Origin of the sequence: Novosphingobium sp. PhB55 (assembly GCF_004368805.1) — a bacterium.
Lineage (GTDB): Bacteria > Pseudomonadota > Alphaproteobacteria > Sphingomonadales > Sphingomonadaceae > Novosphingobium.
The window spans coordinates 915,413-929,507 of sequence record NZ_SODQ01000001.1 but is presented as its reverse complement, the minus strand read 5'-3'; the positions used below and the strand labels follow the sequence as shown (position 1 = coordinate 929,507).

Sequence of the window (14,095 nt, the reverse complement as noted above, 5' to 3'; positions counted from 1 at the left end):
CGCCGTGTGGGCGGAAGGCTGAGCCGGGGGGCTGGCTATCTTCCGCTGTCATCAAGTTTACTTGATAACGTAATGAAAATGTAAGAAAAAATAATTGTCGGGATTGGTTGTCTGCCCGCGTCTTCCCCCCGAATGCCTGATCCAACGGGGGATATGATGTTTCGTTCAAGTAAAGCCCTGGCCCATGCCTCGGCATTGGCCATAGCGCTGGCAACGGTCGGGGGCGGCCTTGCCGCGCCGGTCGCCGAGGCGGCCACCGCCCAGTACAGTTTCACCATTCCGGCACAGGACCTGGGCCGCGCGCTTCAGGAGTTCTCGCGGGTCACCGGCATGCAGGTGGCCGCCGCGCCGGATGCGGTGCGGGGGCGCCGCAGCACGGCCCTGTCGGGCAAGATGAGCGCGCAGCAGGCCCTGTCCCAGCTCGTGCGCGGGGCCAATGTCGAAACCCAGCTTCGCGGCAGCACCGTGATCCTGCGCGCCCGTGCCGCCCGGCCCCGTCCGGCCGCGGTCGCTCCCGCGCCGGCGCGCCGGGCTGCCCCGGTCGCGACTGTCGCCGCCGAAGAGCCTTCCGGGGCCGGCGACAGTGAGATCGTCGTCACCGGCTATATCGAGGCGGTTCAGCGTTCGCTCGACATCAAGCGCAAGAACGACACGGTTTCCGACACGGTCAGCGCCGACGACATGGGCAAGCTGCCTGCCAACAACATCTCCGAGGCGCTGGCGCGCCTTCCCGGCGTCAATGCCGTGCGCAGCCCGACCACGGGCGAGGGCGACCGCATCACGGTGCGCGGCCTCTCGACCGAGCTGAACAACTATTCGATCAACGGCGTGCGCCTTGGCGGTGCCGGTTCGCGCGACAACAACTTCTACCGCGGCGTGCGGCTCTCGGTCCTGCCGCCGGACGGCATCAAGCAGATCACCGTCTACAAGACCCTGACGCCGGACCGCGACGGTGACGCGCTGGGCGGCTCGGTGGACATTTCCACCCCCACCGCCTTCGACCAGACGCCGATGTATGCTCGCCTCTCGGCCGAGGGCGGCATGCTCGACAAGTACGATCATCGCAAGTCGGGCCAGGTTTCGGGCGCCCTCTCGCGCCAGTTCAACGATCATTTCGGCATCTACGTTTCGGGCAGCTGGAGCCGGCGCAAGTCGCAGTTCGAGCAGAACGGCGTGGACGGCGATAACCAGCCGGACACCTGGTACGACAACAGCGAGACGCTGGGCTGGGATCCCAACCGCTTCGTGATGCGCGGCATGGATCTGGGCTTCGGCGAGACCGACGTGAAGCGCTGGGGCGCCAATACCAGCATCGACTATCGCTCCGACGACCACGACTTCCACTTCCGCGGGCAGTACAACAAGTACCGCAAGGACGAATTCCTCAACCGCCTGAACTTCCGCAACGACACCGCGAAGAATTCGACGCGGCTGGTGCAGGTGGACGTGGCCGATACGACGCTGCTCCAGCCCGAAGACAGCATCGTCGGTACCGATTCCAGGCTGGGCCGCATCTATGGCTATTCGCTCGGTCAGATCGTCGACCAGGACGGCGACGGGCTGATCACCGATGCCGACCGCAAGGGCAAGTCGTTCTACAGCCTTAACGGCGGTTCGGGCACCTGGGATCCGCAGGGCTTCCGCCTGCGCCGCTTCTGGGAAGGTTCGCGCGAGACGGGCAGCCTGGCTTCGGCCAACCTCGGCGGCATTTCGCGCGTGGGCGAACTGACGATCGACTACGACGTGTCCTACTCGCAGTCGGAGGACAATCTCGACGACGGCTACACCCTGGAGTTTCGCAGCGACAAGTACGGCTGGCTGGGAAATCAGGGCGTGCTGTTCAGCAGCAGCGAGGATTCGCGCTTCCCCAAGTGGCTGCTCAATTCCGCCGGTCTGGAAGCGGTGCAGGACCCCTCGCAATACGACTTCAGCAGCCTCGAAGGCGAAGTGGGCGGAAGCAGCGAGAAGCTGTGGCAGGCCCAGTTCAACCTCGAATGGAAGCCGGGCGATTCCTGGGTGGAATCGTTCAAGACAGGCGCCAAGTTCTACAATTCGCGCCGCCGCACTTATCAGGGCTCGTTCCTGAATCTCGAGGCGGACGGCACCCTGGCGGACTTCTCCGAATTCTACGGCAAGGATGTGAACAGCCTGTTCGGCGGCGCCTATAGCGGCCTCTATCGCCTGGGCACGACCATCGACAACCGCAAGATGCTGGCCGAACTCCAGCGCGCCGAAGATGGCGACAGCGAGATCTTCGACGGCTTCGCGGTCGACCCCAACGACGCCGAACTGTCCAACGAGGACAGCTTCCGCTTCAACGAGCGCGTGATCTCCGCCTATGCCATGGGCACGGCGCGCTTCGGCCGCGCGCAAGTGATCGCAGGCGTGCGCATGGAAGCGACGCGCAACACCATCGACGCCTGGAACATGGACCTGATCCAGGGCGAGCGCTTCGTTTCGGACAAGTCCAGCTTCGTGAACGTGCTGCCCTCGGTTCACGTCAACTACGAACTGGACAGCCGCACCAAGCTGCGCGGCGCGGTCTGGACCAGCTTCGCGCGTCCCGACATCGCCCGCATGAGTTCGGCGCGCGAATATGGCTACGACACCGATCCCGATGGCGACGGCGAGGAAAACCCGATCTCGCAATGGGTGCTGACTTCGATCGCCCAGGGCAATCCGAACCTCAAGCCGATGCGCTCGCTCAACCTCGACATGTCGCTGGAGCACTACGCCGGCAATACCGGGGCCTATTCGGTGGCGCTCTACTACAAGCACATCGAGAATTTCCTGTTCCGCTCCTCTTCCAGCAACATCCGTGACGGGACGCTGGGCGAGAACGTCGATCCGACCGGCGTGGCGATCTCGATGCCGAACAACGGCAAGTGGGCGGAAGTCTACGGCATGGAAATCAGCGGCCAGCAGCTCCTGCACTGGCTGCCGGGCATTCTCGGTTCGCTGGGCGTGGGCGGAAACCTGACGTTGCAGCGCTCGAAGGCGGTGACGGGGCTTTCCTGGCACCCTGAGGGCTACACCCTGCCGCTGATGGAAACGCCCGAGACGATCGCCAATCTCCAGCTGTTCTGGGAGCGCAAGGGCTGGGAAATCTACGGCGCGTGGAACTACCAGTCGAAATTCCTCGGCGGCATCCAGGACTTCGGCAACAATCCTTATGAGCAGGCCTATAGCTTCGTGGACCTGACCTTCCGCAAGACCTTCCTCAAGAAGTCCTCGGTGCAGCTCCAGGTCCAGAACCTCTTCGACTCGCATACGTATTGGGAAACCGTGTCGTCGGGGACCGGGGGGAGCCGCGCCTACATCAAGAACGGGCGCAGCATCACGCTCGGCCTCAACCTGATCTTCTGAGGACACTTGCGATGAAGAAGAAAGCCCATGTCCTGCTGGGAGCGCTGGCCTTGTGCCTGCCGCTCCCGGCCTTCGCCGCCGATGCGCCGGTGCAGCAGCAGGCGCCGCTGGCACCTGCCACCGTCCGGCCCGAACGCGTGATCCTGAACCTCACCGCCGATCCGACCACCGAGATGGCCGTCACCTGGCGCTCGGCGCCGGGCCTGCCGGGGCAGGTCCAGTATGCGAAGGCGACAAACAGTCCCGACTTCGTGAAAACGCCGCTGACGGCCGAGGCGAAGACTGACGACGCCACGCTGGCCGTCCGCGAGGATCCCGCCTTCCGCGCGGCCTATCACTCGGCAGTGCTGGCGGGGCTCGAGCCGGACACGGTCTATGCCTACCGCGTGGGCGACGGCGCGCATTGGTCCGAATGGTTCCAGTTCCGCACCGCCGCGCGCGAGGCGAAGCCGTTCCGCTTCATCTACATGGGGGACATGCAGAACCAGATCCTGTCGGAAGCCTCGCGCACCTTGCGCATGGCCTTCCGCCAGGCGGGCGACGCGGCCTTCACGATCCATGCCGGGGACCTCATCAACCGGCATGACAGCGATGCCGAATGGGGCGAATGGTTTGCTGCGGGCGGGTTCCTCTATGCTCAGACGCCGCAGATGCCGACGCCGGGCAACCACGAATACGTCAAGGACGAGGCGGCGCGGGCCGGTTCCTCGATCAACGGCCAGTGGCGCCGGCAGTTCACGCTGCCGGAGAACGGCCCGGCCGACGTTCCGGCGAGCCGCGAGACGAGCTGGTACACCGATTACCAGGGCCTGCGCCTGATCTCGATCGACTCCATGCAGGTCGATCGGGACGAAACGGCGCGCAAGGCGATCGTGAAGTGGCTCGACGGCCTGCTGGCGAACAACCCGAACCGCTGGACGGTCCTGTTCCTGCACTTCCCGCTGTTCTCCAGCGAGCCCGAGCGCGACAATCCGAAGCTGCGCGCCGCGCTGAAGCCGCTGATCGACAAGTACCGCGTGGACCTGGTCCTTCAAGGGCACGACCACGGCTATGCCCGCGGCGCGATCGGCAAGAACGGCCCTGCGGCGGACGATGCGGGCACGACATATGCCGTCTCGGTCGCCGGACCGAAGATGTACGAAGTCGGCAGCCTGCCCTGGGCGCGCAAGTCGGCATCGCGCACGCAGGCCTATCAGGTGATCGACGTCAGCCAGGAAGCCCTGGCCTACCGCGCCTATACCGCCACCGGAGAGCCGCTCGACGCGGTGACCTTGCGGAAACCCTGAGTACGCGAAAAGGCCGGAGCAAGCTGGGGGGCATTGCTCCGGCCCTTGACGAGGCTGCGCTTCGATTGCGACCCGAAGCGTGGTTTCGTCCAGCCCGCCCGGCCCGATCGGCCGGGCGGGCGCATGGCCGTGACCCGTCAGTCGAGCATGGTCTTGCGCAGCTTGGCGATGTCAGCGTCGGTCAGGCCCACCTTCTGTTTCAGGTAACCTTCCGATCCGCCGTACTGCTGGTCGAGATACGTGAAGAACTGGGCCAGGTGCGACGCGCCGCTGGGCGTGTAGAGCGGCTCGGCCTTGGGCGGCTGGCCGTCCGCACGCGCGGCGTAGTACTTGAGAATGGGATTGTTCGGGAAGTCGGCCGGGTCGACTTTGGGCATTTCCCATTGGGGGCGGCGCAGTTCGGTGGAGCGGTGATAGTCCTTGAGGATCGTCTCGCGGTCCACGCCCAGCACGTCGTAGATCAGGGCGGTGGCGATGCCGGTCCGGTCCTGCCCGGCGGAGCAATGATAGACCACGGCGCCCTCGTTCGCGAGCAGGCGATTGAACAGCGCGCGGAACTGCGGGACCAGCATGATTTCCATGCCCTGATACATGTTCTCGCCGCCGCTCTTGGCCATCTTCGCGAAGAGCGGTTTGAGCGAATAGTCGTTGGCGAGGAACAGTGCGCCGGTGCGGTCGTCCAGCATGTCGGGTGCGACTTCGCGTTCCTCGATCGAGCGCAAGTCGACCACGGCGCCCAGATTGACCTGGCCCAGCAGCGCATAGTCCGCCTCGGTCAGCAGCGGCATCGCGCCGGAGCGGAAAGCCTTGTCCCACTTCACCGTATGGCCGTCCTTGGTGACGTAGCCGCCGATGTCGCGGAAGTTGCTGCCCTGCTGAAGCGGCACCACGCGCTCGGCGACGACGGTGGTCTTGCCGCCCTTGCCCTGGATGATGACGTAGCGGCGCTCGCTGGCCGGGATCGGCAGCTTCAGTGCGGCGTCCCTGCTGGCGGCGGCGATGCGCTGGTCGTTCTTGTCGAGCGCGGTGTCGGTGCTGATCCAGATCGTGGCCGGTGCCGTGTCCGTCCGGGCCAGCTCGACGGTCTGGTCGTCCAGACGCGTCAGCGTGGCCAGCTCGCGCGCGGAGGCGGGAGAATGGGCCATCGCCGCGACGAGGGCGGAGAGGACGGTCGGGGCAATCTTGCGCATGGGCGGAATCCTTGATGTCTGTCTGATGCCGGCTGCTAAAACGGATGTATGTATCTTGTGTGACAGGTCTGAGGTCAATGCGCCGGCGTGTTATCGCGGAGACGATCCTGCGGTTGCTTTCCTTGATGTCAGGTATTCGGGCTGTTTCAGCGGTTCTTCCGCGGATCCCGGGCGCCATCTCTCTTGGACGTCAAGGCCAAGGCGCGAGTCTGTAAAACGGATGTCTGTAATCTGGCGGAGCTGGAACGACAAAGGGGCCGCCTTTCGGCAGCCCCTCGTTTTGCGGGTTCTGGCTGGTTCTGGATCAGTCGCGGCCCTTGCCGAAAGCGACGATCTGCAGGAGGCCGCCGGCCATGGCGACGTTCTTGAAGAAGTGGATGAACTGGTTCTGGTCTGCGAACTGCGCGTGGAAGAACAAGGCGGTGACGAGGCTGAACAGGGCAAGCGCGGCAGCGACGCTGCGCAGGCGGTATCCCGAGATCAGCAGGGCGCCGCCGATGACTTCCACCGCGACGGCACCGGCCAGGGCCACGGCGGGGAAGGGCAGGCCCACCGAACCGATATAGGCCATGGTTCCAGCGGGATCGGAAAGCTTGGAAAGGCCGCTGAGGATGAAGATGGCGGCGATCAGGATGCGGCCCACAAGCGGCAGAAACTTCAGGATTCCCTTGTCTTCGGCAGCGGGAGCGAGCGTAGCGGTGGCAGTGTTCATGGTCATTCCCCTTGGGGCTGGTCTGGAGAGGGTCCGGCCGTGACGGCTGCGGGGTGCCTCGTTGAACCGGGAAATGCCTCGAAAAACGAATTCCAGAAATCCAGATAAAATGGACCGCTCTGTTCGATGAAACTGAAATGCCTCGATGCGTGCGAAAATGCGGGACTGGCGGTGGGCGGGGGAATGGGGTCCGCCAGTCCCGAGGAGTTCGGGTACGCCGGAGGCGCGCCGAACGTGGTCCCGGCATGGTCGCCGCCGGGATCGAACGCAGGGTGTCGGGAAAGTGGCCGTCAGTCGGTGAGCGGCCGCCAGCGGTTGCGCCAGGCCCTGGGCGTGTTGCCCACCACGCGGCGGAACAGGCGGGTGAGGTGGGCCTGGTCGGTCAGGCCGCAGATGCAGGCTATTTCGGACAAGGCATCGTCGGTCCGCAGCATCAGGCGCTGGGCGTGGCGAATGCGCTGGCGGATGACGTAGGCATGGGGCGGTTCGCCAACGCTGGTCTTGAAGGCGCGGCAGAAGTGCCCGGTGCTGAGCCGCGCCACGGCGGCCAGTTCGCAGCAGGCCAGCGACTGGCCGAGATTCTCCTCGATATGGCCGATGACCCTGCGCAGCTGCCAGCCTGCAAGGCCGCCCTTGGCGGATGCGTCGCCATCAGGGACGGACTGCGGCGCGACCGGAACCAGCAGGTCGTGCTCCGCCAATCGGCTTCTGGCCAGCGCGAGGCTGTCGGGCCCCACCCCGCCGGCCTCCATTGCCTTGGCCAAAGGGATGGCCTGCGGGATTGCCGGCGGTTCAGCGTGGTAATGTCTTGAATCCTGTCCCGTATTCGTCGTCGTCGTGCTCAGGACTCCGTGAAGCATGACCAACTCTCCAAGCTCGACGACCGATCCGACCTCTACGGCAGGGGCAATCGCGATGATGGGGCAAATCTCGATAACGGTGATTGTCGCATAGTAATTCGATACGAAAAATCTGTTCACCGCCCGAATCATCAGGCCCCATCTTCATAGTCTATGGAGATTGCAGTCTTGCTTCCTTTCGGGAATGGGGGATTTTTACTATTGCCAGCCGGCTTTTCCCCCATTTACGCTTTTAATTCAGATATCCGGGAGGGCGGTCAGCGTCTCGTCGATCTCGCATTGGGCCACGAAGCGGTCGAGCAGCCAGGCGGCCGCGGGGCCGGGCGGCGTGTCGCGGCGCCAGATGCCGCCGAAGCGGTAGATGCCGCCGGGATGATCGGGCATCGACAGGCGGATCAGGGTGCCGGACACGAGATCGGCCTCGATCATCGGCAGCGGCATGTTGCCCCAGCCGATGCCTTGGCGCAGCAGGGCGTGCTTGGCGCCAAGGTCGGCGAGGCGCCAGGTCTTGGGGCTCATGACCGAGAAGTCCTTGCCCTCGGTGAAGCGCGAGCGGTCGCTGAGCACCAGCTGCGTATATTCGCGGCCGGCGCCGGGCGGGATCAGGTCCATGCGGCCGAGCGGATGGTCGGGCGCGGCCACGGGCACCATCGCCACCGAGCCGACCGAAACGCTTTCCAGCCCGTCGACACCGGCAAAAAGCGGGCCGGACAGGCCGACCACCGCCGTGCCGTCGAGCACCATCGCAGTGATCGCGCCCAGCGCTTCCACATGGAGGCGCAGCTGCACGGTCGGAAATTCCGCGGCAAAGGCCCGCAGGATCACGCCGAGGCGCTCGGCCGGAAACATGACGTCCACCGCCAGGTCGACTTCGGCCTCCAGACCGTCGAGCAGGCCTTTCACCTTGGCGCGCAATCCGTCGATCCCCTCGGCCACGCCGCGCGCTTCCGACAGGACGGCACGGCCGGCTACGGTAAGCTGCGGCTTGCGCGTGCCTTCGCGTTCGAACAGCAGGACGCCGAGCTGGGCTTCGAGGTTGGCGATGCCGTAGCTGATGACGGAGACCGCACGGTTCAGCTTGCGCCCGGCGGCAGCGAAACTGCCGGTGTCGACGATGGCCAGGAAGATGCGCAGCTGGTCCAGGGTCGGCGTACCGGGGTTGCTCACTTTTCAATCTCCTAGAACAGTCAGGTCGATTTTATCCCTCTGAACTTGAAATGCAGGCAAGTCTATATGGGGTTTCAAGAGAGGGCGGCACCTCACCCCGCCGCCCCCGGAGACAGGATATGATCGAACTTCGCCCTTATGACAGCCTCGGTGGTGCCAACCACGGCTGGCTCGACGCCAAGCATCACTTCTCGTTCGCCGGCTATCACGATCCGGCCCGCGTCCACTGGGGCAACCTGCGCGTCTGGAACGACGATGCGATCGCGCCGCAGACCGGCTTCCCGCCGCACCCCCACCGCGACATGGAAATCATCACTTATGTCCGCGAGGGTGCGATCACTCACCAGGACAACCTGGGCAACAAGGGCCGCACCGAGGCTGGCGACGTCCAGGTGATGAGCGCGGGCACCGGCATCACGCACTCGGAATACAACCTTGAGGACGTGACGACGAAGATCTTCCAGATCTGGATCATCCCGACCCGCGACGGCGAAGAGCCGAGCTGGGGCGCCAAGCCCTTCCCCAAGGGCGACCGGTCGGGCCAGTTCGTCACGCTGGCATCGGGTTACGAGAATGACAACGATGCGCTGCCGATCCGCACCAATGCCCGCGTCATCGGCGCCACGCTCAAGGCCGGCGAAACCGCCGAATATCCGCTGGGCAAGGACCGCAAGGCCTACCTGGTGCCGGCCATCGGCGCGGTGCAGATCGAGGACGTGCGCGTCAACGCCCGTGACGGTGCGGCCATCAGCGACCTCGACGTCCTGCGGGTGACCGCGATCGAGGACAGCGAGATCGTCCTGGTCGACGCGGCCTGACACCAAGGCCGAAACGAGTTGGGGAGCGGGCGGAAATCGTCCGCTCCCTCATCTCCCGGATTGCAATTTACCAGATCGGCGCCGACCTTCTTCCCCGGCGCTCAGGCATACAAAAGAAGCGCAAGGAAGGATTGCCCCATGACTGTTCGCTCATCCGATATCGAAGGTGTAGACCTTGTCGTTCTCCCCCCCGTTCGCGACCTTGGGGACGGGTTCCAGGTCCGCCGCGCGCTGCCCACCGCGCAGCGCCGCATGGTCGGCCCTTTCATCTTCTTCGACCAGATGGGTGAGGCGGTGTTCCGCAGCGGCGAAGGCCTCGACGTACGCCCGCATCCGCACATCGGTCTTTCCACGCTGACCTACCTCGTCGAAGGCGAGATCCTCCACCGCGATTCCCTCGGCTCCGTCCAGGCGATCCGGCCCGGCGAGGTCAACTGGATGACCGCGGGCAGCGGCATCGTCCATTCCGAGCGCACGTCTCCCGAAGTCCGCGCCAGCGGCGGCAAGCTGTTCGGGCTCCAGACCTGGATCGCCCTGCCGAAGGAGGCCGAAGAGATCGCGCCGGCCTTCGCCCACCACAAGGCGGACGAGATCCCCGTGACCGAGGATGCCGGAACGCGCCTGACGCTGATCGCCGGTACGGCCGACGGCCTGACCTCGCCGCTCAAGACCTATTCCGACATGGTCTACGCCGATATCGTCATGCTCGACGGTGCGCGCTACCAGGTGAAGGCCGAGCACGTCGAACGCGCGATCTATGTCGTCGGCGGCGAAGTCGAAGTGGAGGGGCAGACCGGCAGCTTCAAGGAGACCGAACTGGTGGTCTTCAAGCCCGGCGCCGAGGTCATCCTCAAGGCCAAGGGCGGCACGCGCCTGATGCTGCTGGGCGGGGAGCCACTGCCGGAGAAGCGCCATATCTACTGGAACTTCGTCTCTTCCTCGCTCGACCGCATCGAGCAGGCCAAGGACGACTGGAAAGCCCAGCGCTTCGACCGCGTGCCCGACGAGAGCGAATTCATCCCCCTTCCGGCCTGAGGAGCTTCACACCATGGCACATGGAACCGCGCATATCGGCGAAACCCCCTGGCGCACCGAGATCGTGGTCGGCGGTCACGCGATCACCGCCGACGAGCCCCAGGCGCTCGGCGGGCAGGGGGCGGGACCGGCGCCATACGACCTGCTGCTCGCCAGCCTGGGAGCCTGCACGGCGATCACGTTGAAGATGTACGCCAGTCGCAAGGGCTGGCCCCTGGTATCTGTCGATGTCGACTTGCGGCTCGCGGGTGCGAAGGACCAGATGCATATCGAGCGCAAGCTCTCGATCGTGGGCCTCGACGAGGAGCAGAAGGCTCGGCTTGCCGATATTGCCGAGCGGACGCCGGTGACCTTGACGTTGAAGTCGGGGCTGCCGATCGAGACCGAGCTGGTTTGAAGTTCTCGCTCTCTTCCTCGTCATTGCGAGCGTAGCGAAGCAATCCAGGGGCGGCTTAGTGCGGCTCCTGGATTGCCGCGTCGGCTTCGCCTCCTCGCAATGACGAAGGGAGGTGTTGTGCCTCTTCAGCCTTTTTGCCGCAGTGCCCCCAGGTCGATCCCGTGCTTGTTCACTTTGTAGTAGAACGTCTTGCGCGGCAGATCGAGCGCGCGGATGGCCGCGCCGATCTCCCCGTTCGCGGCGATCACGGCCGCGACGATCTCCTCGCGCTCGAAGGCGTCGACCCGCTCGGTCAGGCCCTTGTTGCCCGAAGGGGAGGGCGTGGGCGAGGGATCGCCGAGGCCCAGCACGAACTGCTCCGCGAAATTGGCGAGTTCCCGCACGTTCCCTGGCCAGTCATGGCGTTCCAGCATCGTGCGGACCGCCGCGGTGACGGGCGGAAGCTCGCGGGCGACGCGGCTGGCGGCATCGCCGGCGAAGCGGGCGAAGAGAGCGGGGATGTCCTCGCGCCTTTCCCGTAGCGGCGGGATGCGCAGGCGCATGGCGGCGAGGCGGTAGAACAGCGGCGGCAGCAGCGAGGGCGGCGGGCCTTCGGCCGCGTCCTGGCTGGTGGAGATCACGCGCACGTCGACGGGCATGGCCTCGCCCCGGCGGCGCAGGACGCGCTGCTCCACGAAGGGCAGCAGGCGCTCCTGCAAGTGCGCCGGGCCGCGGTCGATATCGTCGAGGTAGAGCGTGCCGCGATGGGCCGCGGCCAGGCCGGGTTCGTCAATGCCGGTTGCAGTGAAGAGCGGTTCCGCGAGCGCTTCGGGCATCCCGGCGCAGGCCAGGGGCAGAAAGCGGTGGCGCGCGCGCTTGCCGGCGCGGTGGATCAGGCGGGCGAGAAGGTCCTTGCCGGTGCCGGTCTCGCCTTCGATGAACAGGTCTATATCCGCATTGGCCAGCACCGGCACCATCTCGCGAAGCCTGCGGATGGCGGGGCTTTCGCCCAGGAACAGCGGCGCGTCGACATCTTGCGACATGGCCCGCAGGCGGCGGTTTTCCAGCGTCAGCCCGCGCGCGGTGGCGGCGCGGGTGACGGCGGCGATCAGCGCCTCTGGCGCGAAAGGCTTGGTGAGAAAGTCCCAGGCGCCCGCCTTGAGCATCTGTACCGCCATCTCGATGTCGCCGTGGCCGGTGACCAGCACGACGGGCAGATCGGCATCGCGCTCGTGAAGCTGGCGGAACAGGTCGATGCCGGAGACGTGCGGCATACGCACGTCGGTAACGACCACGCCAGGCCAGTCGGCGGTGAGCGCTGCCAGCGCCGGGGCGGCGGCCGGGAAGCTTTCGACTTCGAACCCGGCGAGTTTCAGCAGCTGTGCCGTCGAACGGGCAAGGTCTTCGTCGTCCTCGACGAGGGCGACGCGGCGGGTGCCGGCGGAAAGGTCGGTCATCGGGCCAGTCTCAATTGCAGTTCGAAGGCGGCGCCGGTGTCGCTGGGCACGAGGCGCAGGGCGCCGCCGAACTCCTGCGCGATGTCCTGCGCGATCACCAGGCCCAGCCCGAGCCCTTCGGCGCGGCTGGTGGCGAAGGGCGTGAACAGGCGATCCGCGATGTCCGGCGCGATGCCGGGGCCATTGTCGGCGACAGTGATGCGCAGCGTTTCGCCCGCGATCGCCAGCGACAGGATGATGCGGGGCGCCGCGCGCCCGGCGAGCGCTTCGATGGCATTTTGGAGGAGGTTCACCAGGATCTGTTCCAGCCGCACCTTGTCACCGCGGACCTTGAGGCCGGGGGGAATCGCCGGGGTTTCGAAGGTCAGCGCGGCAAGGCGCTCCTTGAGCAGGAGGCGCGCGCCGTCGAGCACTTCGGCCAGCGGCACCGCGCTCTCGCCGGTGCTGCCCTTGCGGGCGAAGCCGCGCAGCTGCGCGGTGATGATGCCGATGCGTTCGGCAAGGCGGTCGATAGCGGAAAGATTCTCGCGCACTTCCGCGGCCGCACCGAGGTCCAGCAATTGCCCGGCCGAGCTGGCATAGTTGCGGATCGCGGCCACGGGCTGCGCGGTTTCGTGAGCGACGCTGGCCGTGACTTGTCCCAGCGTGGCGAGGCGATTGGCGAGGCGCAGCTCCTCGCGCAGCAGGGCCGCGCGCTGTTCGAGCGCACTGCGCTCCTCCATCTCGCGGCGCAATTCGGCCGTCCTTTCGGTGACGGCGGCTTCCAGCTGGGCGGTGCGTTCACGGCGGCGGCGGTTGCTCTGGGCGAGCCACCAGAGGGCGCCGACGGCGAGCAGGGCCAAAGTCGCGGCCACGGCCTGGGCGCTGCGCATCGGCGTGGTGACGGCCACCCGGATCGGCAGCGCCAGATTGACCTGCCACTGGTCGCGGTTGGGCGCGCTGGTGGCAAGAAGCAGGCGTCCGCTGCGTTCGGGCATGTGGAGCAGGCCGTCACCGTCGCTGGAAAAGCGGGCGGGCGTCAGGCGCGGAATTCCGATGTCGCCCGCAATGGCCCGCTGAAGGGCAGGATCGAGCGGGCGCGTCATGGCGAAGCGCCAGGCGGGGCGGCTGGCGACGAGGACCACCCCGTTGCGGTTGGTCACGAAGGTCTCGCCGCCTGCCGTGCGCCACTGGGCCTCGATCCGGTCGAAGTCGAGCTTGATGACGATCACACAGTCCCCGGCGGCTTTTCGCGCCAGGTAGAGGCCGGGGCGATGGCTGACGGTGCCCAGCGCGAACTGGGCGCCGTCGCCGCGGCGCAGGGCGTCGCGGTAGTAGCGCCGGAAGCGGTAGTCGCGGCCGACGAAACTGTCGCGGTGGCGCCAGTTGCTGGCGGCGATCGCGAACCCGTCTTCTCCCACCAGGTAGATGGCCGAGGCGCCGATCTGGCCGGCGAAGGATTCCAGCTTGGCATTGAGCCGCTCGTCCGCGCCGCTTTCGCGATTGGCGGCGGCGATCACGTCGCGGTCGTCCGCCAGGGTCTGCGGCAGGAGGCGGAACCGGGCGATCTCGCTGTCGAGCAAGGACTGGCGCAGCCGCGCGTCGGCAGCGACCGATGCGGAGAACGCCGCAGTGGCGCGCTGGCGCACGAATTCGCCGGCCAGACCCGCGGCAAGGAGCGCGGCGGCCAGGGCTGCCAGCAGCCAGTAGAGCGTGTGGCGACGATTCACCGCGCCAGCCTAGACCGGCAGAGAGCGATGTGCAAATTTCTGCACATCGCTGCAATGCAATGTGCCGATTGTTGCCCCTTGGCTCCGCATCCCCCCGCCGTAAAGGCCCGGAAATCAGC

The 14,095-nt window shown here is 66.2% G+C and carries 11 protein-coding genes; 5 read left to right on the top strand and 6 right to left on the bottom strand.

The annotated features are described in order from the left end of the window. Nucleotides 1-156: 156 nt before the first annotated feature. Both EDF57_RS04320 and EDF57_RS04315 read left to right on the top strand, forming a co-directional pair. Complete coding sequence (locus EDF57_RS04320) at nt 157-3,366, top strand: TonB-dependent receptor (protein ID WP_208324777.1); 3,210 nt, start codon at nt 157-159, stop codon at nt 3,364-3,366. 11 nt (nt 3,367-3,377) lie between these two features. Beyond that, on the top strand, nt 3,378-4,652 hold the full coding sequence (locus EDF57_RS04315) for a metallophosphoesterase family protein (RefSeq protein ID WP_134093183.1): 1,275 nt from the start codon (nt 3,378-3,380) through the stop codon (nt 4,650-4,652). A gap of 137 nt (nt 4,653-4,789) precedes the next feature. Here EDF57_RS04315 and EDF57_RS04310 read toward each other — a convergent pair whose 3' ends face one another. The 4 genes from EDF57_RS04310 to EDF57_RS04295 form a co-directional block, all read right to left on the bottom strand. Continuing rightward, nucleotides 4,790-5,842, bottom strand: coding sequence for a tyrosine-protein phosphatase (locus EDF57_RS04310; RefSeq protein ID WP_134093182.1), 1,053 nt, complete (start codon nt 5,840-5,842; stop codon nt 4,790-4,792). Between the two features lie 304 nt (nt 5,843-6,146). Continuing rightward, nucleotides 6,147-6,554, bottom strand: coding sequence for a DoxX family protein (locus tag EDF57_RS04305; RefSeq protein ID WP_243654094.1), 408 nt, complete (start codon nt 6,552-6,554; stop codon nt 6,147-6,149). Between the two features lie 290 nt (nt 6,555-6,844). Then, complete coding sequence (locus EDF57_RS04300) at nt 6,845-7,318, bottom strand: AraC family transcriptional regulator (RefSeq protein WP_243654093.1); 474 nt, start codon at nt 7,316-7,318, stop codon at nt 6,845-6,847. A gap of 333 nt (nt 7,319-7,651) precedes the next feature. After that, nucleotides 7,652-8,581, bottom strand: coding sequence for a LysR family transcriptional regulator (locus tag EDF57_RS04295; RefSeq protein ID WP_132263490.1), 930 nt, complete (start codon nt 8,579-8,581; stop codon nt 7,652-7,654). A gap of 119 nt (nt 8,582-8,700) precedes the next feature. Here EDF57_RS04295 and EDF57_RS04290 point away from each other — a divergent pair, with 119 nt between their 5' ends. The 3 genes from EDF57_RS04290 to EDF57_RS04280 all read left to right on the top strand — a co-directional run bounded on the left by EDF57_RS04290 (nt 8,701) and on the right by EDF57_RS04280 (nt 10,831). Further along, the gene (locus EDF57_RS04290; protein ID WP_132263489.1) at nt 8,701-9,399 is read left to right on the top strand and encodes a pirin family protein; all 699 of its coding nucleotides are present in this window, start codon (nt 8,701-8,703) and stop codon (nt 9,397-9,399) included. Nucleotides 9,400-9,537: 138 nt separating this feature from the next. Continuing rightward, on the top strand, nt 9,538-10,434 hold the full coding sequence (locus EDF57_RS04285; RefSeq protein ID WP_132263487.1) for a pirin family protein: 897 nt from the start codon (nt 9,538-9,540) through the stop codon (nt 10,432-10,434). Nucleotides 10,435-10,447: 13 nt separating this feature from the next. After that, a complete protein-coding gene (locus EDF57_RS04280; RefSeq protein ID WP_132263486.1) occupies nt 10,448-10,831 on the top strand; it encodes an OsmC family protein in 384 nt (127 codons plus the stop codon). Between the two features lie 125 nt (nt 10,832-10,956). Here EDF57_RS04280 and EDF57_RS04275 read toward each other — a convergent pair whose 3' ends face one another. Then, entirely contained in the window at nt 10,957-12,267 is a 1,311-nt protein-coding gene (locus EDF57_RS04275; protein WP_134093181.1) for a sigma-54 dependent transcriptional regulator, read from the bottom strand. Continuing rightward, nucleotides 12,264-13,976, bottom strand: a complete 1,713-nt coding sequence (locus EDF57_RS04270; protein ID WP_134093180.1) for an ATP-binding protein — start codon at nt 13,974-13,976, stop codon at nt 12,264-12,266. The genes EDF57_RS04275 and EDF57_RS04270 overlap by 4 nt, the downstream gene beginning before the upstream one ends. Nucleotides 13,977-14,095: the final 119 nt, after the last annotated feature.